Source organism: Nocardia amikacinitolerans NBRC 108937, assembly GCF_001612615.1.
Taxonomy (GTDB): Bacteria; Actinomycetota; Actinomycetes; order Mycobacteriales; family Mycobacteriaceae; genus Nocardia; species Nocardia amikacinitolerans.
Window position 1 is genome coordinate 84,623 of record NZ_BDAU01000030.1, and the last position, 24,406, is coordinate 109,028.

22 protein-coding genes and 4 pseudogenes are annotated in these 24,406 nt (G+C 67.4%); 11 read left to right on the plus strand and 15 right to left on the minus strand.

Translation table 11 applies throughout. The annotated features are described in order from the left end of the window. Positions 1-32: 32 nt before the first annotated feature. Positions 33-989, minus strand: a complete 957-nt coding sequence (gene lipP1, locus NAM01S_RS21855; protein WP_253799066.1) for a LipP1 family hormone-sensitive lipase — start codon at positions 987-989, stop codon at positions 33-35. 50 nt (positions 990-1,039) lie between these two features. On the opposite strand from lipP1, the gene NAM01S_RS21860 reads away from it, so the two are divergent. Together NAM01S_RS21860 and NAM01S_RS21865 are read left to right on the plus strand one after the other, a co-directional pair. Further along, positions 1,040-1,552: a MerR family transcriptional regulator gene (locus NAM01S_RS21860; protein ID WP_084483162.1), complete on the plus strand. Its 513-nt coding sequence runs from the start codon at positions 1,040-1,042 to the stop codon at positions 1,550-1,552. Between the two features lie 4 nt (positions 1,553-1,556). Beyond that, on the plus strand, positions 1,557-2,453 hold the full coding sequence (locus tag NAM01S_RS21865; RefSeq protein WP_067788075.1) for an alpha/beta fold hydrolase: 897 nt from the start codon (positions 1,557-1,559) through the stop codon (positions 2,451-2,453). A 121-nt stretch (positions 2,454-2,574) separates the two neighbouring features. On the opposite strand, the gene NAM01S_RS21870 is transcribed toward NAM01S_RS21865, so the two are convergent. Next, positions 2,575-3,159, minus strand: coding sequence for an ASCH domain-containing protein (locus NAM01S_RS21870; protein ID WP_067788077.1), 585 nt, complete (start codon positions 3,157-3,159; stop codon positions 2,575-2,577). Positions 3,160-3,288: 129 nt separating this feature from the next. Here NAM01S_RS21870 and NAM01S_RS36175 point away from each other — a divergent pair. Next, a pseudogene (locus NAM01S_RS36175) lies at positions 3,289-3,570 on the plus strand (sterol desaturase family protein); the annotation flags it as partial. Positions 3,571-3,616: 46 nt separating this feature from the next. Here NAM01S_RS36175 and NAM01S_RS37565 read toward each other — a convergent pair. The 4 genes from NAM01S_RS37565 to NAM01S_RS21885 all read right to left on the minus strand — a co-directional run bounded on the left by NAM01S_RS37565 (position 3,617) and on the right by NAM01S_RS21885 (position 7,042). Beyond that, entirely contained in the window at positions 3,617-3,772 is a 156-nt protein-coding gene (locus tag NAM01S_RS37565) for a DUF8730 family Cys-rich protein (RefSeq protein WP_504928463.1), read from the minus strand. Between the two features lie 129 nt (positions 3,773-3,901). Further along, positions 3,902-4,066 (minus strand): hypothetical protein, encoded by a 165-nt coding sequence (locus NAM01S_RS35205; RefSeq protein ID WP_157107844.1) that lies wholly within the window; start codon positions 4,064-4,066, stop codon positions 3,902-3,904. 224 nt (positions 4,067-4,290) lie between these two features. Continuing rightward, complete coding sequence (locus NAM01S_RS21880) at positions 4,291-5,178, minus strand: cyclopropane mycolic acid synthase family methyltransferase (protein WP_067788081.1); 888 nt, start codon at positions 5,176-5,178, stop codon at positions 4,291-4,293. Positions 5,179-5,407: 229 nt separating this feature from the next. Further along, positions 5,408-7,042, minus strand: coding sequence for a CocE/NonD family hydrolase (locus NAM01S_RS21885; protein ID WP_067788082.1), 1,635 nt, complete (start codon positions 7,040-7,042; stop codon positions 5,408-5,410). Between the two features lie 378 nt (positions 7,043-7,420). Here NAM01S_RS21885 and NAM01S_RS36715 point away from each other — a divergent pair. Continuing rightward, positions 7,421-7,650: pseudogene (locus NAM01S_RS36715) on the plus strand (transposase family protein); the annotation flags it as partial. A 225-nt stretch (positions 7,651-7,875) separates the two neighbouring features. On the opposite strand, the gene NAM01S_RS21890 reads toward NAM01S_RS36715, so the two are convergent. The 5 genes and pseudogenes from NAM01S_RS21890 to NAM01S_RS21905 all read right to left on the minus strand — a co-directional run bounded on the left by NAM01S_RS21890 (position 7,876) and on the right by NAM01S_RS21905 (position 12,267). Then, a complete protein-coding gene (locus NAM01S_RS21890; RefSeq protein WP_084483163.1) occupies positions 7,876-8,427 on the minus strand; it encodes an EF-hand domain-containing protein in 552 nt (183 codons plus the stop codon). A gap of 325 nt (positions 8,428-8,752) precedes the next feature. Continuing rightward, positions 8,753-9,979: pseudogene (gene thrS / locus NAM01S_RS21895) on the minus strand (threonine--tRNA ligase); the annotation flags it as partial. Between the two features lie 239 nt (positions 9,980-10,218). Further along, positions 10,219-10,341: pseudogene (locus NAM01S_RS34225) on the minus strand (3-oxoacyl-ACP reductase); the annotation flags it as partial. Positions 10,342-10,358: 17 nt separating this feature from the next. Next, the gene (locus NAM01S_RS21900) at positions 10,359-10,988 is read right to left on the minus strand and encodes a TetR/AcrR family transcriptional regulator (protein ID WP_067788085.1); all 630 of its coding nucleotides are present in this window, start codon (positions 10,986-10,988) and stop codon (positions 10,359-10,361) included. 31 nt (positions 10,989-11,019) lie between these two features. After that, positions 11,020-12,267 (minus strand): PucR family transcriptional regulator, encoded by a 1,248-nt coding sequence (locus NAM01S_RS21905; protein ID WP_067788087.1) that lies wholly within the window; start codon positions 12,265-12,267, stop codon positions 11,020-11,022. A 129-nt stretch (positions 12,268-12,396) separates the two neighbouring features. On the opposite strand from NAM01S_RS21905, the gene NAM01S_RS21910 reads away from it, so the two are divergent. Further along, on the plus strand, positions 12,397-13,914 hold the full coding sequence (locus tag NAM01S_RS21910) for a flavin-containing monooxygenase (protein WP_067788088.1): 1,518 nt from the start codon (positions 12,397-12,399) through the stop codon (positions 13,912-13,914). Beyond that, positions 13,911-14,846, plus strand: coding sequence for an alpha/beta hydrolase (locus NAM01S_RS21915; protein ID WP_067788090.1), 936 nt, complete (start codon positions 13,911-13,913; stop codon positions 14,844-14,846). The genes NAM01S_RS21910 and NAM01S_RS21915 overlap by 4 nt, the downstream gene beginning before the upstream one ends. Before the next feature lie 75 nt (positions 14,847-14,921). Here NAM01S_RS21915 and NAM01S_RS21920 read toward each other — a convergent pair whose 3' ends face one another. Further along, positions 14,922-16,064 carry an isochorismate synthase gene (locus tag NAM01S_RS21920; protein ID WP_067788092.1) on the minus strand — a complete coding sequence of 381 codons (1,143 nt, stop codon included), beginning with the start codon at positions 16,062-16,064 and terminating at the stop codon, positions 14,922-14,924. A gap of 292 nt (positions 16,065-16,356) precedes the next feature. Between NAM01S_RS21920 and NAM01S_RS21925 the strand changes: the two genes are divergently transcribed. The 4 genes from NAM01S_RS21925 (at position 16,357) to bla (ending at position 18,331) form a co-directional block, all read left to right on the plus strand. Then, positions 16,357-16,614: a DUF2798 domain-containing protein gene (locus NAM01S_RS21925; RefSeq protein WP_067788094.1), complete on the plus strand. Its 258-nt coding sequence runs from the start codon at positions 16,357-16,359 to the stop codon at positions 16,612-16,614. Positions 16,615-16,803: 189 nt separating this feature from the next. After that, positions 16,804-16,956, plus strand: a complete 153-nt coding sequence (locus tag NAM01S_RS21930; RefSeq protein WP_157107845.1) for a hypothetical protein — start codon at positions 16,804-16,806, stop codon at positions 16,954-16,956. Between the two features lie 76 nt (positions 16,957-17,032). After that, positions 17,033-17,329: a hypothetical protein gene (locus NAM01S_RS21935; RefSeq protein ID WP_067788097.1), complete on the plus strand. Its 297-nt coding sequence runs from the start codon at positions 17,033-17,035 to the stop codon at positions 17,327-17,329. A 93-nt stretch (positions 17,330-17,422) separates the two neighbouring features. Next, the gene (gene bla, locus NAM01S_RS21940) at positions 17,423-18,331 is read left to right on the plus strand and encodes a class A beta-lactamase (RefSeq protein ID WP_218018437.1); all 909 of its coding nucleotides are present in this window, start codon (positions 17,423-17,425) and stop codon (positions 18,329-18,331) included. A gap of 184 nt (positions 18,332-18,515) precedes the next feature. Here the strand turns inward: bla and NAM01S_RS21945 are convergent, their stop codons facing one another. Next, positions 18,516-18,911 carry a hypothetical protein gene (locus NAM01S_RS21945; protein ID WP_067788099.1) on the minus strand — a complete coding sequence of 132 codons (396 nt, stop codon included), beginning with the start codon at positions 18,909-18,911 and terminating at the stop codon, positions 18,516-18,518. A gap of 140 nt (positions 18,912-19,051) precedes the next feature. Between NAM01S_RS21945 and NAM01S_RS21950 the strand changes: the two genes are divergently transcribed. Further along, on the plus strand, positions 19,052-19,720 hold the full coding sequence (locus NAM01S_RS21950; RefSeq protein WP_067788100.1) for an EthD domain-containing protein: 669 nt from the start codon (positions 19,052-19,054) through the stop codon (positions 19,718-19,720). 26 nt (positions 19,721-19,746) lie between these two features. On the opposite strand, the gene NAM01S_RS21955 is transcribed toward NAM01S_RS21950, so the two are convergent. Both NAM01S_RS21955 and NAM01S_RS21960 read right to left on the minus strand, forming a co-directional pair. Continuing rightward, complete coding sequence (locus NAM01S_RS21955) at positions 19,747-21,948, minus strand: serine/threonine-protein kinase (RefSeq protein WP_067788102.1); 2,202 nt, start codon at positions 21,946-21,948, stop codon at positions 19,747-19,749. Positions 21,949-22,161: 213 nt separating this feature from the next. After that, complete coding sequence (locus NAM01S_RS21960) at positions 22,162-24,360, minus strand: MMPL family transporter (RefSeq protein ID WP_067788104.1); 2,199 nt, start codon at positions 24,358-24,360, stop codon at positions 22,162-22,164. Positions 24,361-24,406: the final 46 nt, after the last annotated feature.

Below are 24,406 nucleotides of genomic sequence, written 5' to 3' on the forward strand. Positions count from 1 at the left end.
CCGTCCAGAGGTGAGGTGGCGGGCCGCAGTTCTCAGTACAGGATGAACGCCTTGCGCAGCGCTGTCGCCGCTTCGGATCGGGCCCGCGCGCTGTCGTCGAAGGGGTGCCGGACGAATTCGTGGATCATCCCGGGATAGCGGCTGACGGTCACCGGGACGCCGGCCTCCTCGAGACGCCGCCCGTACTGTTCGCCCTCGTCTCGCAACGCGTCGTACTCGGCGGTGATGACGAGTGTTGGTGGGAGCCCGGACAAGTCGGGGGCGAGCAGGGGCGAGACTCGGGGGTCGAGCTTCTCCGCTTCGGTGGTCAGGTAATTGTCCATGAACCAGTGCTGCGTCGCCCTGCTGATATTGCCGTACTTACCCGCGAACTCGCGGATCGAGTAGTTCGTCCGCCGGAAATCGAGGTCGGGATAGATCAAGAGCTGGAAGACCAGGGCGGGCCCGCCGAGATCCCGCGCCATCAGCGCGACAACGGCCGCCAGGTTGCCGCCCGCGCTGTCGCCGCCGACCGCGATCCGGGTGGGATCCCCGCCCAGGTCGGCCGCGTTCTCGGCGACCCATCGCGTCGCGGCGTAGCAGGCGTCGGGCGCCGCCGGGAATTTGTGCTCCGGCGCCCGCGGGTAGTCGACGGAGACCACGATGGACTCGGCCCCGTTCGCGAGACTCCGGCACAGGCCGTCGTGGGTGTCCAGATCGCCGAGCACGAACCCGCCACCGTGGAAGAACACCAACACCGGGAAGGGGCCAGCACCGGCCGGGGTGTAGATCCGGACCCGGATGTCCCCCTCCGCCAAGGGAATCGGGCGATCCTCGACGACGGCAACAGCTTCGGGCTCCCCTAGCAGAGCGACTCCCCTGCGGACCCCTTCGCGCGCCAGCTCGAGGGGAAACGTATGCAGCTCACCGAAATTGAATTGGGCGAGGCGATCCAAGTACGCCTGGACCTGCGGGTGCAACGAGATCCGGCCTTCTGTTTGTTCGGTCATGCGCCTATGGTGCAACTTGAAGCGCAGTTCAAGTCAAGGAGCAACCGGGCATGACATCGTTGGATATCGCCGAGGTCGCCGAGCGGGCCGGATTGGCTCCGTCCGCATTGCGGTTCTACGAGAAGCGCGGCCTGATCGAGCCGGACGGCCGCAACGGTCTACGCCGCACCTACCACCCGGACGTAATCGCCCGACTGGCCCTGGTGAACTGCGCCCGCTCGGCAGGCTTCACCCTCGCGCAGATCGCCAGGTTCCTGACCGCGACCCCGGAGGACGCCGACCTCCGATCCCACTTGGCCGAGAGAGCCGATCGACTCGACGAGGACATCGCGCGCCTCACCCGAATGCGCGACGGCCTCCGCCACACCGCGACCTGCACCCATCGACCGCTGGTCGACTGCCCGGAATTCCAGAGCATTTTCGCCAGTACGGAAGCCGACAACACCTCGGCGCAACCGAATCCGCCGACGGCCCGCCCGCCGCTCCCCCATCTGCACCCACGGTCGGACCGCTGGATCCACCCGCGGACGGTGTTCGGCGCCCCGCCCGGCGAACTATCGTGAGGGTATGCCCGTTACCGCCGGTACCGCCACCGCCGAACCGCCAGTCATCCCCGGCGTGCGCCGGTCGTTCAGCACCGCCCGCGGCGTTCGGTTCCACGTCACCGAAGCCGGGCCGGTCGACGGGCGCCCGGTCGTGCTGCTGCACGGCTGGCCGCAGCACCACTACGCCTACCGGGATCTGCTCGCCGACCCGCCCGAGGGACTGCGGATCATCGCGCCCGATCTGCCGGGCTACGGCTGGTCGGGCCCACCGCCGCATCGTTGGGCCAAGGACGACGTCGCCTCCGATGTGCTCGCGCTGCTCGATGCGCTGGGCCTGGAGCGTGTGCTGCTCGTCGGACACGACTGGGGCGGTTACGTCGGATACCTGATGGTGCTGCGCGAGCCCGAACGTTTCGACGGCTATCTCGCGCTGAACATGGCGCATCCCTGGGTACCGGCGACCACGGTGTTGCGGCATGTGTGGCGCTTCCTCCTCTATCAACCGATGCTGGCCATCGCGGGCGTGCCGCTGCAACAGCGCACCCGCCTCCTCGAACGACTCATCCCCGCCGCGATCACCGATCGCAGCGCGGTCGACCCCGAGGCGGTGCGAATCTTCGCCGACCGCTTCCGCGACCCGGTCTGCGCCCGCGCCGCCACCGACACCTACCGAACCTTCTGGCTGCGCGAAATCCCCAGCGCCGCACGTCATCCCGAACGCCGCCGAGCCACCGTCCCCATCCGCGCACTGTTCGGCGTCGACGATGCCGCTCTGCATCCTTCGCTGGCCGCCCCCGAAACCGCCCGCGCCGACGACTACACCTTCGAACCCGTCAGCGGCTGTGGACATTTCATCGCCGACGAACGCCCCGACCTGGTCCGCGCCCGCCTGATCGAGCTGGCGGCGGCCACCACGTAGCGAACCGGATGGTGGAGGCGGTCGGTGACGTTGTTCGGCGATCGACGCGCTGTCGGCGAGTTGGGCCGATCCTGCCTGCGCGGCGTCGCGGAGGGTGTGGATTTCGCTGGATCCGGCGCGGCTACTCGGCCTCGGTGGCACGCAGGTAGGCCGCGCCCCGCGGTGCGATCTCGTACCCGGTCTCCAGGCTGCGGGTAAGACCGAGGTTCTTCAGCTTGCGGATATCGAGTTTCAGGGAGTCCTTGTCCCGGCCCAGCGAAGCGGCCAGATCGGCCGCGCGACGACCCCGATGGGCCGCCACGGCTCGCAGAACCTCGCCCGTCCACGGTCCGCGGCGACTGGCCCGATCCAACCGGGCCAGCGCCGCACCGATCTCCTCGATGTCGTGCCGAGACAGCTCGGCACGACCGCTCAGCTCGACGCGATCATCGGGTCCCACATAGCGGACCGCGATTCTGAACACCGGGTCGTGCGCCGAACCTCGAAACGCCGCGCGCACGGCCGCGGCGTCGCGCTCACCCGCCGATCGCGCGTCCTCATCCGAAATGTCTTGCGGCGCGATGGGTTCCACACTCACGATCGCGACGATCCCGGCACTGGTGTACATGGTGGTGCCGGGTCGCACCCGCGGTGTCGCCCAGCGGCGGAAGACCTGCACGACCTCACCGGAGGCAATGCCACGCGCGACCCGGTCGGTGAGAATCACGGGCGCGACTGTTCGGTGCGGACCTGCGAACCGATCTCGCCGGTCGCACCGGTCACCAGAACTGTCATGTCTCTACTCCCAGCGTTGTCGCGAGCTGATCGAGCAGAACAGCCCGGAATCCCGCACGTCCGCTTCCACCACCTGAAGTGGGCGGGCATCGGCGATGTCAACTTCGGTTTGTTCACCCTCGTATGGGATCACCTGCTGCACCACTACAGCTACGACCCCGCCCGCCGCTTCACCTCCGACGACCTCGGCATGGCGGCCAAACCCGACTACCCGGTGGGTTACCTGGCGCAACTCGCCGAGCCCTTCACCCGCCACGGCGTCTGCACCACGACCTCGGTCGAGCACGCCGAAAACCGTTCGGACGCAGCATCGATCGGTCAGGCACCGCCGAGTCGAGTGTGAACGAACAGCTGAGAGCCAGCCGATGTAGGGGCGGCTCGCTGCGGCATCAACCGCCGAAGAACCACCGCTTGCGCGGTCCCGCCTGCTCGGTGCACGAACACCGCTGCGTCTTCGGCACATCGCCGAGCACTTGCTCGACATGCTCACCGCACCCGCTGTAGCCGGGCTTGCCGCACTGTCGGCAAGTGATTCGTTGGCACATCGTGCTATTTCCTTTCCTCGAAGACCGGGCCAGGCCACGCGGACGAGCTCCGTCTCTCGCGATCACCGTGTGGTACCGATACCGAGAGTAAGTCGTGGTGTGGCCCGGCCTCGAGACCGGCAGCCGTGGCTATTCGCCGCCCGGGTCTGCCGGTCCCGTGTGCACGGGCACCGGGTGGTTCTCGGGCGGGGTCGCGCCTGCGGACCAGTCCGGGCCGAGCCCCAGCGCGGCGGCCAAGGCGCCGCCTGCCACTGCCGCGGTGATGATCCTGGTCGACGTAGCGCGATTCGGCATCGTGGTCTCCAGTTCCGTCGAGGGCGGGAGGAAACAGCTACAACGCGAATGCACATTTTGGGACCGGCTAAACCCCGGCTACGGAAATCGACCTCTCCCCGTCCGGCCGCGACTGCCTCGGTGGGCCGTGGAAGGTGACCTGGCCCGACCGAACCGGACGGTTGGACCAGGAACTGCGCCCTCTGTGCTATCTCGACGATCAGCCTCCGGATGTGGCGAATCCGCTACTTCTTGGCGAGGCTGAATTGCATGACGTCGATATAACCATCGCGGAAGAAACGACCGCAGCCGCTCAGGTACTTCGAATAGGTGTCGTAGGTTTCCGCCGAAGTCACCGCTATCGCTTCGTCGCGATGCTCTTCCAGCGCGTGCGCCCAATGTTCCAGTGTGGTCACGTAATTCGGGCCGAGCGGATGTACCCGCTCGACATCGAAACCCGCCGCGCGCGCATAGTCGAGAACCCATTCCGGCATCGGCAACTGGCCGCCCGGGAAGATCTCGCGGGCGATGAATCTGGCGAACGCGAGTACCTCGCGGTCGAGCGGCAGCCCTTTCGCGCGAAGCTCCTGCCGGTTGTACTGCACGATCGTGTGCAGCAGCATCCGTCCGTCGGCGGGCAGAATGCGGTGACACTTGTCGAAAAACCATTCGTAGCGCTCGCGCCGGAAATGCTCGAACGCGCCGATGCTGACGATGCGATCCACCGGCTCGTCGAACTCTTCCCACCCCCGCAACAGCACCCGTCCGCGCCGCGGCCCGCGATGCGCCGCAAGCAGGCCTTCGACGTGCTCGTACTGGTTGCGGCTGAGGGTCAGACCGACCACGTCGACGTCGTAGTGCTGCATGGCGCGCAGCATCGTCGAACCCCAACCGCACCCGACGTCGAGCAATGTCATGCCGGGGCGCAGATCACATTTGCCAAGGGCCAGATCGATTTTGGCCAGCTGCGCTTCCTCGAGGCTCATCCCGTCGCGTTCGAAGTACGCGCAACTGTAGGTGCGAGACGGATCCAGGAACAGTGCGAAGAATTCGTCGGACACGTCGTAGTGGGACTGGACGTCCGCGTAGAACGGAGCCAGCCCCTCCGCGCCTGTTCCTTTCTCCGGCACCATGGTCGTCCTCGCTGGGTGAAAGGTGCGTTTCACAGAAACGCCAGAGCGATGCCCGCGGGAAACTTGGGCAATATCGGATATGTGGGTTCCCCCGGAGGTCGGCCCCGTGTTCCGTTGGAAAGGCCCGGGGCCGACCGTCGTGCGGGCAACCGTTTTCCCTCGGTCATGAGGGCGTACCACAAATTACTCCGCGGCGAGCTGTCGAGGGTGCGATCGCGCGGAATGTAGGTCAGGCCGACATGGGTACATCGACATAGGCCGGACCGTGCTGGTTGGACAGCGCGACCGTGGTACCTGCGACGGTTTCGTCCCCGTACAGGTGGTCCTTGGTGTCGATGATCATCGTCAGCTTGTGCCCCGCCGGGATGCGGTAGTCGGCGGCCTGCATTCGGACGTGCACCGCGGTCGGCCGGCCCGGCTCGGCATTCCGAACGGTGACGGGGGCATGGGTGATGATCCGCAGGTGACCGGTGAACGGGTTGTGATCGAACAAGTAGGCAATGACGGTCACCGTCTTGTCGGACGGGGTGACGGTGAGCTGCACCTCGGGGACACCGGCGATGCGCTGAGGCTCGGGGAACGGTTCGGTGGTCCAGACCGCCGCGGCGCCGCGGTCGACGTCGTCGAGCAGTTGGCGCTTGGGCATGAGCAGTCGTTCCAGGAATCCATCGAACACCAGTGCACTGGCCGCCCTGACCTCTTCGGTGCCCGCCTGAATGCTCTGGTCACAGGTCCGCGCGGGAACCGTCGTCAACGCACCGTCGGTGGATGCGCCGCTCGGCGAGTTCAGGTAGTAGCGCAGCATCGAGTTCGACCAGGATTTCAGGTCCGCGCCTGCTTCCATGGCGAAGTTGTACATGGTCTCGGTGTGCACGATGCCGTCGCGATCGATGCCGTTGTCCACATCGCGCAGGTGGTGGTCCAGCCAGTCGTAGGCGGCTTCCGTGGTCCGGGTGTACACGCCCAGGGTGAGCCCGGGAATCTCCACCGCGCCGTGGTCGCCGATGGCGAGGTCGAGGCGCTTGGGGCCGGGGTAACGATCGAACCAATCGAGCAACTGGTTCTGCGGAAAGATGGTCTCGTGCCAGTAGCTGGTGAAAAAGGTTGGCACGGGACGTATTTCGGCCAGACGCGCGGGCGAGCGAGGTTCCGCCCACTCGAGCACCTCCTCGATGTTGGTGTTGTTCCGGAAGTCTTCGAGGACCTTCACCAGTCCGGGGCTTGGCCGGTCGCTGATCGCGGCGAGGGCTTCCGCGGCCGCGATGTGCCGGGTCCGGTTGTCGTAGAGCGCCTGGCCGAGGTCCGCCCACGTGCTCAGCGCGACCACCGCCCCGACCCGTTCGTCCGCGTTGGCGACCAGCTGGCTGATGCCGGAACCGTAGGAGATGCCGAGCATGCCGATGCGGTCCGGGTCCGCGCGGAGTTCGGTCTTGGCGAGCGCCCAGTCGATGACCTTGCGTCCGTCCGCGACGTCCTCGGGACCGGCCACCGTCAGTTCCCCTCCGGAACCCGGTAGTCCGCGTTCGGTGTACGCGACGACGGCGTAGCGGCGCATCAACAACCTGATGATGGCGCCGCCGTACATCTTCCAGCCGGCGGGGTCCAGTCCGGCGGGCAGGATGATGAGCGGGTGGGGGCCGCCGGTGAGCGGCCATGCGGCGAAGGCGTCGAGCGGCACGCCGTCCGCGCCGGGGATCTGCTCGGCGCCGAGGCGGCACTGGGTGCGGACCGCGGCGATGTCGTCGACGAGGTCGGCGGGGACCCGGCTCGCGTCTCCGGTGAGCAGATCGTGCACGACCGCGTCGACGTCGTGCTCCTGATCGGGGGAAAGCAGTCGCAGTCGGTCCTGGCGAGGCTGTGTCATGTCGTTCCTTTCCGTTTCCGTGCGAAGGGTTTTCCTGATGTCGCGCCGCCGGTTTCACGAGGGCGCGCGGATATCGGAATCACGAACAATGCGAATTCCGCGGTCGGAGAGTCCGATTCGCAGACAGCCGAAATCACCCAGCGCTACCCCCAAGGGAAGCCGGGGCTTAGAAATGGCGATGAACTGCCAATACAGCGATGACTATTCGAGGAATCGAACTGTACGCACTACGTCCACTATCGCCGGAGACCTACCGATGACCATACCGCGCCCCCTGCTCGTAGGGTCCACACAACCGAGGTACGAAGATCCCGTGATCCTATCTCATTCTGCGGATGAGAGGTGTTGGGGCGCTGCGTGATTGGCTCGGTGCACGAGCTGCAGGCGCAGGGCTGGATTGTGCTGGGCGACAAGGGTTACCAGGGTGGCGAAGGGGTTCTGACGCCATACAAAGGACGACGCAAATCAGGGTCGCAGAAGAACGCCAACCGGGCCCACGCGCCTTGCGCGGCCTGGACGAGCGAGCGTTCGCGCAGCTCGAGACTTGGAAGATCCTCGCGAAACGACGCTGCTGCCCGTTCGAGGCCGGACGACTCGCGCGAGCCATTCAGGATGAAAGGCTCAGTGGTACACCACCCACACCGAGTCCGAGCACGAGTTACAGCTCGGATGACCGGTGGACCTGCAGTCGGGCCCAGTCACACGAAGTCGGGCTGGAGTACTAGCCCGAATGAATGTCACACCACCGCACCACGGGGCCGCACGGTGTGACATCCATTCAGGGGTTCACATGCCGTTCAGGTGTTCTCGAGTACCCACCTGGCGAGCTCGGATCAGACGTGTCCGAAGAAGAGGCTGCCCGCGGCGTCCGGGTCGTTCGAGAAGTAGTACTCGTGTGCCGCCCGGATGAACTCCTGCCGCGAGATAACGCCATCCCCGTCGAGGTCCAGCTTGTGGAAACCCTCGATCGCGTCGGGCTGGGAAACCTTCATGACCTTCCGCAGCCAGGTCTCGTACTCATCCTTGCTGATCTCGTTGTCGCCGTTGGCATCAATGCAGTCGAATACCACGTGGGCACCGGCCTCGACAATGTTGAGCCGGCTGGTGTCGATGCTGGCAAGACGGTTGGCCTGGACGAACTGCTCCTTCGTCAACCTCTCGGCACTCGGCTGCGCGTGACGGATCAGCTCCATCCAGTACATCTGGAAGTAGGCCTGGACGTAGCCGGAGCGCGGGTCGTCCTTGCCGGCCCGGAAGACGCTGGTGTAGCGGTCGATGAGCTGCTGGAAGTCGGACCACTCCAGGTAGCCGTCATTGTTGGCGTCCATGGTGTCGAACTCCCGTTCCAGCTTGCGCTGGACGAGATCTGTTGCCATCGCTGTCATGAGCCTGTCCTTTCCGGAGCAAGTTTCATGGGAGTCGCGCTGACCACAGCCGGTCAGCACGTCGTGACGACTGACAAACCGGGCAAAACGTGACCATCCTCCCACATGTCCGGCGCATTCGATAGGTCCAGCTTGCGAGGTAGCGCGCACGGTTCGGTGGCCTGAGGTTCACTCCCGGGTAGCGGACACCGCGTGGCGTTATGTCCAGGAGACCACCGCGTTGCTCGCCGCACGTGCGCCGTCGCAGCGGTCGACACTGCGCAAAGCCCGACTGGGCCGGTGTCGGCGGATCGACCGCTGTCCGGGTCGAGTGAGCGGTTCGGTGTCAGTCGGTCCACAAGTGGGTGTTGTGGTGGGCGGTCAGGGTGCGGATATGTGCGATGGCGGTGGTGGTGGGTTGGGTGGGTAGACGGCGGCCGTCTCGCAATCGGATGGACACTTCGTCGTTCGCGGTCTCGGCGGGGCCGAGGATGAATTGGTATGGGGTCAGGCGGGTTTCGCGCACCCGTGCGGACAGGCTGCCGGATTCGGGGCCGATCACGCGGGCGCGCAAGCCTGCGTCGATACACCGGTCGCGGAGGTCGTCGGCGGCGGCTTGTTCGGCGGCGGAGATCGGCAGCACCGCGATCTGCGAGGGGGCCAGCCAGGCGGGGAGGGCGCCGCCGTGGTGTTCGATCAAGTGGGCGACGGCGCGTTCGACGCTGCCGATGATGCTGCGGTGCACCATGACCGGTCGGTGTTTGCCGCCGTCGGGGCCAATGTAGTGCAGGTCGAATCGCTCGGGCTGGTAGAAGTCGACCTGCACGGTGGACAGGGTGGATTCCCGTCCGGCGTGATCGGCGACCTGGACGTCGATCTTCGGGCCGTAGAACGCCGCCTCACCCTCGACCGCCTGATAGGACAATCCGGCCCCGTCCAGCACCTCGCGCAACAACTTGCTCGCCCGCGACCACATATCCGGTGCCGCAACGTATTTCCCGGTCGCACCGGGCAGCGACAACCGGTAGCGTGCGGCGGTGATCCCCATGGCGCGATACGCGGACCCGATCAGCGCCAAGGCGTCGGCGACCTCGTCGGCAACCTGGTCCAGTGTGCAGAAGATGTGCGCGTCGTTGAGCTGAATGGCGCGCACACGGGTCAAACCGCCCAGCACCCCGGACAATTCGGAGCGATACATCGCGCCGAGTTCGGCGATCCGTAGCGGCAGCTCGCGGTAGCTGTGCGAACGTGATCGGTAGATCACCGCGTGACCGGGACACAGGCTGGGTCGCAACACCACCTGCTCGCCGCCGACGTCCATCGGCGGGTACATGCCGTCGCTGTAATGCGCCCAGTGTCCGGAGATCTCGTACAGCTCGCGCTTCCCGAGCACCGGCGAATACACGTGCTGGTAGCCCGCCCGTCGTTCCGCGGCGCGGATGTACTCCTCGAGGGTGTGGCGCACGATCGCGCCGTCGGGCAGCCAGTACGGCAAGCCCGCTCCGATCAGCGGATCGGTGTCGAACACGTCGAGTTCGCGGCCGAGTTTTCGATGATCGTGCACGGGGGTCTCCTCCCGGTCGAGGGCGAATGACCACGTGCGAAAGCCCCGGGCATCCGCCCGGGGCTTCGATCAGAACAGGGTTCAGCGCGCCGGGACGTCGTCCGGCGTCGTCGTGGACTGAGCGCGCTGCATGCCCCGGACGCTACACCCGATGCCCCCACCGAACAACGGAAATACCGCCGCCCCGATCACCGTGCCGCGGCTCGCACGAAGTCAGCGAAGCGGCTCGTCCATCGCGCGGCGACGACTCAATGAGCGGTCGTACCTCGCCGGAAGAGCTCGGCGTCGCCGAGGCGCTGCCCGCCGTCGATCACGAAGGTCTCTCCCGTCACCCAGCTCGCGGCATCGGAGACGAGGAAGGCGATGGCGGAACCGACGTGGGGCGGCGTCAGCCTTTCGACGCGTAGGTCTCCAGGTACGCGGTGACGAGCCGACGCGCTTCGTCGATCGTGGCGGCATCACCGGACGGGGAGCGGCGGAACGCCACGTCGAAGAGCCGGTCACCGGCTTCGTAGGCCAGCTCCAGAACGAATCGGGGGGTGTCGGCGCGGATCAGGTCGCGCTCGAGCAGGTAGCGCCAGAGCTGCTCCGCTTGCGACACATCGAATTCGCGCGCCATCACGCTGAGCGTCGAGTTGCGACCCCGGTACCAGAGCTCGACGAAACTCGGGTGCTCGCGGTAGTAGGCGAGCAGCATGTCGACGACCGAGTCGCAGGCCTCGCGCAAGGTGCGCGCCTCGGCGTGGTCTAGCGCCGCGGTGAGACGTTCGTCGAGCGCGCTCACGTGGCGCCGCACGAGCTCGGCGTCGACTTGATGCCGGTCGGCGAAGTAGTGGTAGACCGACGCGATGGGAATGCCCGCCCGCTCGCCGATCGCCTTGAGCGTGGCGGCCTCGTAGCCCTGCTCGCCGAGCAGTGTCTCGGCCGCGTCGAGGATCGCGTGCACGCGCTCGATTCCCCGGCGCTGCACCGGGGCCGGACGCGCCGACGTCCGAGTCGTCGCCTGCTTGTCGAACACGATTCGAAATCGTAACAGCCCGCGGTGGCCGTCAGCCGCTAGCCAATACCCGGGGACCGATCTGATGGGCGAGTTCCAGAGCGAGCTCGATTGCCAACCTGCGCTCCCCGGGCGGGTGTCCGAGCAGCTCGGTCGCGCGAGCGACCCGTTGCAGCACCGTGTTTCGGTGCGTGTGCAGCCGAGCGGCGGTGCGCGGCCCGTTCTCGGCCTCGTCGAGATAGACCCGCAGGGTCTCGCGCAACCGCGCCGCGCTGGGTGTGTCCTCGGCGAGCGGGCCGAGCGTCGAAGCGACGAATTCCGCTGCGCGAACGGGACTTTGCGCCGCGAGCGCGGTCACCTCGAGGTCTCGGTAGAGCGCGAGCCGCTCGCCGCCCGGGTGCCCGGCGAGCAGATTGTGCACCGCTTGCGCCGCCTCGTGCGAGCGGCGGAAACCCGCGATGCCGCGAATCGTGGGACCGACGGCGACGCGGATGTTGGGTTGCGCCCGCTCGAGCGCGCCGCGCAATGCCTCGACGGCGGGCTCGGAGTCGGTACCCAACCAGGCCCAGAGTGTGGAACTTCCGGCGGAAAGCGTGAGCGGCAGCCGCGCACCGGCGGCCCGGGCCAGCATGCTCGCTGCGGCTTCCAAGGCGCCCTGGATTTCCCCTGGCGGCGGCGCCCACAGGATGAGGGCGGTGTGGCGGCGGGCGAGGTCGTAGCCCAGCCGTTCACCGGCCCTGCGGCTGTCGATCGGTGCGCCGTCGAGGATCAGCCGGACCGTTTCGGTGCGCCGCGCGAGCGCACCGCCGAGCACCTCCTCGCGCTCGCGCTGCGCCGCGGCGATGACCCGTCCGATGACGTGGTCGACGTACTCGAACATGCGCTGCGAGGAGATCTCCAGCAACCGCACGAGCTGCGGGCCGGGCGGGACGACACGGGTCGCGTGCGCCATATAGCTCTGCCAGGCGATGTTCTGTCCGCGGCGGTAGGACTGAAAGATCACGTCGAGGTCGATACCGCGCCGGGCGACCGTGCGCGCCACGTCGAGCGCCTCGGGCGGCACGTCGATCGGCGACGGTCTGGCGTCGCGCCGGGCGAACACGGTCATCAGCCGCACGACATTGGCGCGATTGCTCGCCGACATCTCTGCGACGAGCGCGGCGTCGGCGCCCACCGTCGGCGTCAGTTCGATCGCCGCGGCGTCCATGGCAGCGACGAGTTCGTCGATATCGGCCAGCATCGACTCGGCTACGCCGCCCATCAGCTCGACGATCTCCGGCGGCAGCGTCGGAGCGGTCATGGATCCCAGTGTGCCACCGCCCACATTTCCGCGTAAAACATGGGCACACGGACATACCCCGCCCGCAACTACGGCCCTAGCGTGAACCACATCACACCGCAACTCCGCTTCCGCCGCCAGGAGAGATCAGTGACGATCGCGACCATCAGCAAACCCCAGGGCACCGATGTCGATGTCTTGATCATCGGCGCTGGAATTTCCGGTATCGGCGCCGCCTATCACCTCAAAACCCGCCGACCGGGCACGTCGTTCGCGATCCTGGAGAGCCGCGAGTCGATCGGCGGCACCTGGAGTCTGTTCCAGTACCCCGGCATCCGCTCGGACTCGGACATGCCCACCTACGGTTTCGGCTTCAAGCCGTGGACACACCGGAAGTCGATCGCCGACGGGCACGTCATCTTGGACTACCTCCGGGAGACCGTCGCCGAGAACGGGCTGGGCGAACACATTCGGTTCGGCTACCGGGTGGTCGGCGCGGAGTTCTCCTCCTCGGAAGGGCGGTGGACCGTCACCGCTTTGCGGTCCGGCAGTGACGAGCGGGTCCGATTCACGGCGCGATTCCTGTTTCTCGGCACCGGGTACTACGACCACGATGCGGGCTTCACCCCCGAGTTCAGCGGCGTCGAGGACTTCGAGGGCCGGGTCGTCCACCCGCAGCACTGGCCGCGGGATCTGGACTACACCGGCAAGCGCGTCGTCGTGATCGGCAGTGGCGCAACGGCTGTCACGCTGATCCCGGCGATGGCAGGCAGGGCGAGCCACGTCACGATGTTGCAGCGCTCGCCGAGCTACGTGTTCTCGCTTCCGGCCGAGGACGCGATCGCCAATGTGCTCAACAAGGCGCTCGGCCACGACCGCGCCTACCGAATCATCCGGCGCAAGAACATCATGCTCGTCCGCGGTATCTACAAGGCGTGCATGCGCGCACCGAAGGTGATGCGCAAGGTGCTGATCGCCTCGGTGCGACGGCAGCTGCCCGCGCACTTCGACGTCGACACGCACTTCACCCCGCGCTACAACCCCTGGGAACAGCGAGTGTGCATGGTGCCCAACGGAGATCTGTTCAAGACGATCTCGGCCGGGCATGCCTCGGTCGTCACCGACCGGATCTCCCGATTCACCAAGCGCGGCATCCTGCTGGAGTCCGGTCAGGAACTGGCCGCCGACATCGTCGTGACCGCAACGGGTTTGACCTTGTCGCCCTTCGGCAAGATCCAGTTCGACGTCGACGGACAACGGGTGAATCTGCCGGATACAACGACCTACAAGGCGATGATGCTTTCGGGCATGCCCAACTTCGTGTACGCCATCGGCTACACGAACCTCTCCTGGACGCTCAAGGTCGACCTGGTCTGCGAACACTTCTGCCGCCTGCTCGACTACATGGACGCGCACGGCCACGACACCGTCGAGCCGGTGCTGGACGATCCGTCGATGGAGCGGCTTCCGCTCATGACCTTGAGTTCGGGCTATGTGCAGCGCGACATCGGGAAGTTTCCGAGGGCGGGGACGAGCGGCCCATGGACCGCCGAAATGGCCTACGAGAAGGACGTCGAGCGGCTGCGCGAAGGTCCGGTCGAAGACGGCGCACTGCGCTTCACCGCCACCAAGCCTTCGCTGCTGGCCTCCGCCTCGGAGAGCGCATGAGGAACGAGATCACCTTCACCAGCCACGGAAACCGTTGCGCCGCCTGGCATCTGCCTGCGGCCGCCGACGCACCGGCTGGTCGACCCTGCGTAGTCATGGCGCATGGTTTCGGCGGTACCCGCGACACCGGGCTGCTCGGCTACGCCGAGGCTTTCGCCGCCGCCGGGCTCGACGTATTCCTCTTCGACTACCGCGGCTTCGGAGGCTCGGAAGGCACGCCACGCCAGTCGGTTTCGTTTCGACGTCAGCGGCAGGACTACCACGCGGCCATCGCGGCCGCCCGCCACCTACCCGGCGTCGACCCGGACCGGATCGTGCTGTGGGGGACGTCGTATTCCGCCGGTCACGTCGTCGCCGTCGCGGCGCGGGACCGACGCATCGCGGCGATCATCTCGCTCACGCCCGCGCCGGACGGGCCCGCCACCCTGGCCCATATCGCGCGCCACGCCGGACTCGGTCGCCTGGCGCGCCTCACCGGACACGGTTTGCGCGATCTCGCCCGCGCCCTCACCAAGCGCACGCCGCATCACGTTCCGATCGCCGGGACGCCCGGGTCGGCGGCCATGATGACCACACCCGGCGCTGTGGAAGCCTGCCTCTCGATAGCCGGACCGACCTGGCGCAACGAGGTGTGCGCGCGGGCCGCGTTGGAGGTCGGAGCGAACCGGCCGACCACCTTCGCGGGCGACCTGCCCTGCCCGATCCTGGTGCAGGTCGGTACGAACGACAGCGTCGCACCGCCCGCCGCGGCACGCCGGACCGCCGCGAAGGCCGGGCGGTGGGCGACGCTGCGCGAATACCCCGTCGACCACTTCGACGTCTACGAGGGGCCGTGGCAGCGGGCGACGTTGGCCGACCAACTCGAATTCCTCACGCGCGTGCTCGCGGGTTCACTCGACGGCCGTCGACCGGATCCTGTTCCCAGGACGTAAGGCCGGTCGGCGCGAACGGTTTTCGGGTGCGCTGCGCAGAAGCCAGGGCCGACAGGTCGGACTCGGCGCGCTGGGTCAGGCCACCGTGACGGGCAGCTCCGCGATACCGAGCGGGGCGAGGATGCGCTGGAATTTGCCGGTGGTCTCGGCCAATTCGGCCGCCGGATCGGATTCCGCCACGATGCCGCCGCCCGCGTGCGCGAGCAAGCTCCGGCCGTCGGCGGCCAGCTCGGCACAGCGGATGCTCACCATCCACTCACCGTTGCCCTCGGCATCGCACCAGCCGACCGCACCCGCGTAGAAACCGCGATCACCCTCGAGTTCGGCGATCAGGCGCGCGGCCGCCGCGGTCGGCGTCCCGCAGACCGCCGGCGTCGGATGTAGCGCCGCCGCCAACTCCAGCGCCGAGGGTCCGTCCGCGCGCACCGCGGCGGTGATCGGCGTGCCGAGGTGCCACATCTCCGGTGTGCTGGTGAGTTCCGGTGCGGGCGTGCGGACTTCGGCGCAGCGATCGCGCAGCACGCCGCTGACCTGATCGACCACGTACCGGTGCTCGTGCTGATCCTTGGCGGATCCGAGCAGCGTCCGCGCCACATCGCGGTCGGCCGCCTCGTCGTCGAGCACGCGGCGCGCCGACCCTGCGAGAGGATGGCTGAGCACCTCGGTGCCGTCCCGCCGGACGAGTACCTCGGGACTGGAACCGATCAGATGCCTACCGGTGTACGGCGCGCCCGCGGCGGACAGATCGACCAGGAAACCATTGCCCATCGGATCGGTGGACACCAGGCGAGCCAGAATGTCGTGCGGCCGCGCCGGTTCAGCGCTTCGGGCCCGGATCGCCCTGGCCAGCACCACCTTTCGAATCGGATGTTCGGGATCGGCGAGCATCCGTACCGCCTCGGCCACGCGTCGCACGTGGGTTTCCGGGTCGGGAACAGCGGCCTCGAAATCGAAGCGCGGTGTGCGCGTCGTCGTCTGCCGATATCCGGTGTCGCTGGTGGACAACGATTCCGGGGCCCACAGTGCCGCGGGTGCGTCGGGCAGGAACGGCAGCGCCCCGACGACATGGCCGACCTCGCCGCGCCGCAGCGCAGTCACCGCGTCTCGCGCGGATCGGAAGGTGCGACCGCGGCCGTGCGCGACCACGGTGCGGTAGGGGCGGGACAGCACAAAGGCGGGGTCCGAGGTATCGGCAGGCGTATCGGAAATGGGAATCATCCTCTCGGGTCACCTCTCGTGAACCTGAGGTTAGCCTAACCTGACACAAATGTGGGGTCCGACGTCAGCCTGGGCTGGTGCCGGGCTCCCGCGGACTCCTCCTTGGACAGCGGCCACGGGTTCCGCGAAACTGGTTCAGGCGCGGCCGAGTGGAGCAGCGGGGTTGCGCCGCGGACGACGTCGTCTCTATGCTCGACGCCGCGACTCGTCGCCGTAAGCGTTCACGTCAATCAACGCACCGATCCCGCCGACCGGTGGGATCGCTGCCATTGACGACCTTACGGAGCGTCCCATGTCCGAAACGACGACCACCGCTCACCCAGTCCGCAAGCTGCCCGCGCGTTACGCGGCGGTGCTGCTGCCCATGCTGCTATCTATTCTGATGACCTGCGTGGTCTCGCTGATCAGTACGGTGATCAGCGACGGCCTCGCGGTCGGCCAATGGTTGCGCGCGTGGGCTGTGTCCTGGCCTATCGCCTTTCCCACCCTGCTGCTGATGCTTCCACTGGTCCGCAGGCTCACCGCGGCACTGGTTCGCACACCGTCATAGCCGGCCGCTCAGGGAGGCGATCCGCGCTTGTTTGATTCCTCCGCGCCGTGGTACCCGCCGGGCGTATCGGTCCGACAGCGCGGTCGGGCCGGAGATCAACCGCGAAGGGGCACTTGTATGTTCGGCGAGAAGCACACGTCGCGAGCGTCCCTGCGCATGGCTGTTGTATCGCGGAGGAACGACATCGTGATGGACAATCCCACTGTGCGAAGCGGCGACGACCAGGACTTCGATCCGGTCGTCTGGCCCGACCCCAGCCCCCTCAGCTCCTGGTGGGCAGACGTCATGTCCGGATCCACGGTGCGGACGCGCACCTCGGCCGCCACGGCGGGCACGAGCTGACCGCTCCCCGCGATCTTCGAGCGGAGTTCGCGATCTCGGTCACGCTATGGCACATTCCGAGCTACCGTGACAAGGCATGGAAACCGTGGAGCTGGATCCGCCGGTTGTGGCCGCACCGAATCGCACCGGACTCGTTCTCGACGTGGCTACCGTCGGACTGGTCAACCCGCTGGCAATCGGCGAGGAACCGACACGCCCCTATATACAGTGCACCGACGAGCGGGTCTTTCTGCTCCCGACGGCGCTTCGTGACTGGGCGATCGATGTGATCGCCCAGCATCACGCCTGCCTCTCGGCCGGTGACACGCCGATGTTCCCGCGCCAGATCGAATTCGGCGTCTTGGACGGGGGTATGTACGCGGAACTGTTGTAGCCCTTCCGGTGGTCGGGTATTCGTGGGACCAGGGGATGATCGCGTGGCGGACAGCCTCGGTCACCGCGCACCGACGGAAGGAAGCCTGTGACGTTGTCGAGACCGAACCTCAGCCGCCGCGCGCTCCTCGGCGCGGCCGTGTTCTTGCCACTGGCGGCGTGCACGGCGGACTCGGGATCGGCATCGCCTGTCCCGACCTCGATCCCGGCCACACCGACCGAGATCAGGCACGAGCACTTGATCGAATTGGAACGGAAGTTCGACGCGCGCCTCGGCGTCTACGCTCTCGCCACGGGCACCGGCGCCACCGTCGCCCACCGCGCGGACGAACGATTCGCGTTCTGCTCGACATTCAAAGGTTTGGTCGCCGCGGCGGTTCTGCAACGAAATCCGCTGTCGCACTTGGACACCGTCGTCTCCTACACTGAGGCCGACCTGCTGAAGAACGCCGCCGTCACGCCGAAGCACGTGGACACGGGCATGACGATCCGCGACTTGTGCGACGCCGCAGTCCGCTTCAGTGACGGCACCGCGGGCAATCTGCTGCTCCGCGACCTCGGCGGCCCGGCCGAGCTGACCGCCTACGCGCGCAGCTTGGGCGACACGATCACCCGAATGGATCGCACCGAACCCGCCATCACCCAGGCCGTTCCGGGCGACTTGCGCGACACGACATCGCCCCGTGCCCTGGGCACCGACTACCAACAGATCGTGCTCGGCGACGCTCTGCCCGCCGACAAGCGCGCATTCCTTCGCGATCTGCTCGAACGCAATACCACCGGCGCGCAACGCATTCGGGCCGGCGTGCCGCAGGGCTGGACGGTGGCCGACAAGACCGGCACCGGAGACTACGGCACACTCAACGACATCGGCGTCGTCTGGCCGCCGAACTCCGCTCCGCTCGTCCTCGCCCTCATGTCCAGCAAAGCCACCCCGGACGCTCCCTACGGTCAAGCCCTGCTCGCCGAGGCCGCCGCCTACGTCGTCGATACCCTCACCTGATACTCGATCTCGACGTCACCATCGTCCTCCTCGACGGCGCCACCCGCGGTCTCACCCTGGAACCGACCGCCGCCCGCTTCCGCGACGACCTCGACAGTTGACTGACGGCCCACGGATTCTGAGTGGAACGGCCCCCTTCTGAGTGGGGCGGCCCCGCGTCGAGGACGTCGCTGTGGTTTCCGGGTCAACGGTCGGCGGCGCTGATGTCGAGACCGGCGGCACGCAGTTTGTGGCGCAGTTCCCGGGCGTTCAGGTCGGCCAGGTACCGGTTGTAGGCGGCGAGCTCGACGTCGTCGGCGCTCTGCGGACACGGCATCGGTCGCCGACGCACGGTTTCCGCCGCGGCCCAGCAGTTCTCGGGATGGGCGACCATCGACTCCCGCTCCAAGCGCCGAGCCCGAACGGACGCGAAGATCAGGAACCCCGCGAACAACGGCCACAGCAGGACGTAGCCGATGTTCTGATCGATGCCGAGCACCGATTCCGTCCGAGACCACTGCCAGCCGCCCAGAACCACACACACCACCGCGGTGAGGACGAGCAGCAGGACCGTGCGCTTGGAAAGGAACCTGGTAGCCACCCGCACATGTCTACTACACGCTCCGTAGATACTGTGCGGCAGGGTTATTCGCGCGAGACCGGCACCGCTGACCCATATCGCCCGCACCGCCGGTTCCGCTGGTTAGACTCACCGTATTAGAACCTGTTCTAGGAGGCGGTGTGGCGGAGGAGCTGATCTTCGCGCTCTGGAGTGTCGGCGACTTGCACCACGCGCAGCTGCCCCAGCGGCTGGTCGCGGCGGGCGCCGAGGCCGTGCGGCTGAACGTCTCCGACGCCGACGTGGCCGACGCGATGCTCCGGTTGACGACCTTCGACGCACCGATCGAAGCCGTGCTCGCCCTGTCGTCCCCGACCGCCTGCGACCTGAACGCGGTGCTGGACGCACTCGGCCACGTTTCCGAGCGCCACGAGGGTTGGCGGGTCGAGGTCAGGACGCCGCTCCCGCCGCCGTCGGTGGCGATCGGCGAGCGCACCCCCGGCTTCGCCAACGTCGCGTTCCTGCGCAGGCCGCCGGAACTGCCGTACGACGAATGGCTCGACCGGTGGCGCAATCACCACACCGAGGTCGCCATCACCACCCAGGCCACCTTCGGTTACGTCCAGAACCGCGTCCTCGAACCGGTCACCGACACGGCGCCGGACGTCGCCGCGGTCGTCGAGGAACTGTTCCCCTCGGCCGCGCTGCGCGACCCGCACGCCTTCTACGGCAGCGGCGGCGACCCCGCCGAACTGAACCGGCGCATCCAACGCATGATGGCCAGCGTGGCGACTTTCGGCGCCGACCGCGACATCGACGTCGTCCCCACCAGCCGGTACGTATTGCACTGAGCCGCACCGATATCGCACGCGCTCGGTCAGATCACCCGGTCCAGCGCGCGGAGGTCGGCATCCAGTTTTCGGTACAGCCAATAGGCGGCGACGAACGCGAGGCCGCCGCCCGCGCACAAGCCGAGGACCGAATCGCGCACGAGGTAGAGCTCGTCGGATTCGAGGGCGCTGAATCCGGCCAGGACGCCGATCACCGGGACCGAGGCCGATATCGCCAGATAGACCGTAGTTCTTCGGCGCAGCGAGTGCAGACCGGCGGAGTCGCGCGCGGTGCTCCGGCCGTGGCGCAGATAGCTGGGATAGACGCAGCGGACGATGTAGAACGTGGAGAGAAAGAACGTGTAGGCGACGGAGATGGTGCCTGCCACCAGCACGGTCATCGCGGCGTGGATCTGCAACCGCAGCGGCAGGTCGGTCATATAGCGCACCATCAGCACGCCCGTCACGGTGGCGATCAGCGCGCCGAGCAGGGTGTTCAGCGCGCACAGGTCGCCCCAGACCAGTGTTCGCTTGCGCACCCGCGCGAGCGTGGCCTCGTCGTAGCGCCTGCCCTCGCGCAAGCCGCGCAAGACCGCGAGCACCTCGCGGGATATGTACACGTAGATGACGATCGCCAACGGCAAGACACCCAGGATGCATGCGATCACGCCCCTGTTCATCTGCACGTTGACCACGTCGGGGACCCGCTCCCTGATCAGTTTCTGCGCGTGTACAGCCAGGTAGGCCGTAGCCAGGCCGATGCCGAACAGCGAAGACAACCAGAGGATCGGAGTCGGCCACCGCGATAGACGCGCCCGCCAACTGTTCGGCGGCGGGTAGACGAGGTCGCGGGCCCGTGCCTCGAGGCACAGATCGAGCTGCTGCGCCAATTCCGAACCGTACGAGTAGCGGTCCGCGGGGTCGGGCGAGAGGCACTTCAGCAGCACCCGGCAGAGGGCAGGTGGGCAGTCCGGCGGGAGATCGGAGAGGAATCGCGAGTCGATGGGTCGGCGGCGCAGTTCGAGCATGCGGGCCAGCGACGTCTCCGACTCGCCCGCGTACGCCTCGTCCGCGAAGGGACGCCGTCCGGTCAGCAGTTCCCACAGCATGACGGCCAGCGCGAAGATGTCGCTTCGCGTGTCGAGGTCGGCGGCGGTCGCGGGCAGCTCGGGATGGCAGGCCTCGAGCTGTTCGGGCGACATGTACGACAGCGACCCGCCGAAGTACGCCAGCGGGCTGGTGCCCTTGACGCGTTTGCTGAAGCTGACGTTGAAATCGGCCAGCTTCGGGATGCCCTCGGCGCTGAGCAGCACATTCGCCGGTTTGATGTCGCGGTGCAGCACTCCTCGTTCGGACGCGTGCTGTAGCGCGTCCGCGAGTCGGCGACCCAGCCAAGCGACCGTCTCCGGCCAGGTCAGCCCGGCGGTTCGTTCCCGGATCGCCGATTCGGCGGGCCGCACCTCGCCCTTCTCCGCGAGCACGGCGTCGACCGCGTCGAGCAGGAGTTGCCCGCTGTGCTGCGCCTCGGGTGTCGAGCGCCGCAAGCGCAGCACGTCGAGCAATGTTCCGCCGGGTAGGTACTGCATGTAGAGCAGCTTCAGCTCGCCGTCGGCGATGAGCCGCTGGTCGAAGATCCGCACGATGTACTCGTGGTCCAGCTGAGCGAGGGTCTGCGGTTCGCTGCCGTGGTTGTGCGAGATCTTGACCGCGACCAGGCGCTGCATCGATTGCTGCCGAGCCAGATAGACCTGGGCGAACGCGCCCGCGCCGATGCGCATCAGCAGGTCGAAGTCGTCCACGTGGTCGCCGACGTCGAAGGCGTCGAGCAGCGCTTGCGCGTTCGGGCGGGCGATCATCGTGCTGTGGTAGTCGCTCGCCTGGGCGGTCTCGGGGATGGCCGGTGTGTCCGCGGCGACCGTGCGGGGCGTACCGGCGAGCGCGCTGCGGCGCAGGGCGTGGAATTCCTCGTAGACGAGCTCGTCGGGCATCGGACCGTCGCGCAGCTCCGGGAACTCCGCGCGGTACTCGGTCAGCCGTTTGGGGATCCGATGACGCAGGAACCGGTAGTCGAGATCGATCTTGATCAGTTCGATCAGCACCAAGCGCCGCGCGGCAGGTTCGCTCGGTAGGTACGCCGCCAGATCGGGTGGAGAACCGGACGCCCATGCCTCGGTGAACAGCGCGACGGCGTTGGTCAGTGCCGTGCGGGTTCGTTCGGCGGAATCGACCAGGTCGAGCGGCTCGTGCATCGGTGGTCCGGAATCAGCCTCGGGCGATCGCGCGGATCATGCGCGCGATCCGACCCTGCGGTAGTTGCCCCACGGTGACTCCTTTCCGCGAAACCTCCCCGATCCAGGGTATCGCCCGGAGAGCAGCGCACGGGCGGCAACAGCGGATCGACGGCGAAAGGCAAGTGCGGGCCGCGGCACCGCTCGGACGCCGTTCGCCGAGCGGCGAAACCGCTATCGCATGGCTAATTCAGCGTCGTGGCCGACTCGGCGTTCGAGTTCGGCGCCCTCGATGTCGAGGTCGGGGACGTAGCGGGCGAACCAGCGCGGGTGGTACCACATGCGGTTGCCGACGAGTGCCATGACGGCGGGCACCAGGGTCAGGCGGACGATGAAGGCGTCGAGCAGGACGCCGACGGCGAGGGTGAACGCCAAGGGTTTGACGATCGGGTTGTCGACGGTGGCGAAGGCGACGAAGACACCGAACATGATCAGCGCGGCGGCGGTGACGACGCGCGCGGCGTGGCCGACGCCGTTCCGCACCGAGGCCGTCGCGTCGGCGGTGCGGGTGTGCTCCTCCTTGATCCGGGAGACGACGAAGATCTGGTAGTCGCTGGAGAGGCCGAAGATGATGGCCAAGGTGATGATCGGGAGGAAGCTCAGCGTCTGCGCCTTGGTGACGTCGAAAAGCTGCGCGCCCCAACCCCATTGGAACACCGCGACTTGCGCGCCGAGCGCGGCGAAGACCGAGAGGATGAATCCGGCGATCGACGACAGCGGCACCAGTATGGTGCGGAAGGCGATGGTCAGCAGCACAAGGGCGAGGCCGACGACGACCGCGAGGAAGATCGGCAGCGCCTCGGCGAGCCGCCGCGAGGTATCGATATTGGCCGCGGTGGTGCCGCCGACGAGATACGTTGCGCCCGTATCGCTCACGATGCGGTCCCGGTCGTCCCGTAGCCGGTTGACCAGATCTCCGGTAGCGGGATCGTCGGGCCCGCTCTCGGGCACGACCTGGATCAGCAGCAGTCCGTTCCCCGTGCCCGCGGGCTGCACGGCGACGACGCCGGATTCCTGCTGCAGCCGACCCATCACCGTCTGCGCGACATCCGGGCTGGTGGCGCCGGACAGGTCGGTCACGACAAGCAGCGGCCCGGTGAAGCCAGGGCCGAACGACTCCTCGACGAGGTCGTAGGCCTTGTGCGCGGTGCTCGACTCCGGCTGCGTCGCGCCGCTCGGCAGGCCGAGCTCCATGCGCGTGGCCGGAATCGCCAGCACCGCGAGGATCGCGATACCGAGGATCAGCAGCGGAATGCGGAACCGGGTGACGAAACGTCCCCACGCGTGTCCGAAGGTGCGTTCGGGCTCATAGGCGGCGATGCGCGCCACCTCCTCGGGACGTCCGGGGTGCAGCGGCGGCGAGATGAACTTGGCGACCAGATCGCCGGCGAACGCCAGCAGCGCGGGCAGCAACGTCAGCGCGACGAGCATGGCGACCAGCACCGCGCCCGCCGCGGTCAGACCCATGACGGTGAGGAACGGGATGCCCGCCACCGCCAAGCCGCACAGCGCGATGATCACCGTGACCGCCGCGAACACCACCGAACTGCCCGCGGTCCCGACCGCGAGCGGAATCGACTCCGCCGCGGACATTCCCAGCACGATGTGGTGCCGATGCCGGGACAGGACGAACAGCGCGTAGTCGATGCCGCAAGACAATCCGAGCATCAATGCCAGTGACGTCGCCGCCGACGGCACGTCGACGAACGCTGCCACGCCGAGGATTCCGGTGATACCGATACCGACACCGACCATCGCCGTGACGATGGGCAGGCCCGCGGCGACCGCGGCGCCGAAGGTGATCAACAGGATGATCAATGCCGCGACGATTCCGAGAAGCTCAGGAGTGTGCGGGATCTCGGCGGTGAAACCCGGATACACCGCGCCGGAGAACTCCACATCGAGGCCCGCTTCCCTGGCCGGGTCGGCGACGCGGTTCACCTCGTCGAGGGTGTGCTCGGCGACCTCTCCCGCCGACACCGAGAACTGCACGGTGCCCAGCGCGACGCGCTGATCCGGCGACACCGCCTTGGCTTGGAATGGGTCGACGACCGCGGCGACCTGCGGCAGCCCTTTCAACCCGGCCATCACCTGCTCGATCTCACCGGTCACCTGCGGATCGGTCACCTTGGCCATGCCGGGCGTCGCGAAGACGACCTGCATCTGCGCGCCGCTGAACGCGGGCATCCGCTGTTGCAGCAACGACACGGCATCCTGTGATTCGGTGCCGGGGACCGTGAAGTTGTCGTTCGTCTTCCCACCGGTTCCCGCGGCGAACGCGATCGCGGCGCCCAGCAGCACGATCCATATCGCCAGGACCCACCAGCGGCGACGGGCTACGACTTGGCCGAGCGCGAACAGATACCGAGACATGCGGGTCCTCTCACGGAGTCACCAGAACACCGACGCCGTACGATAA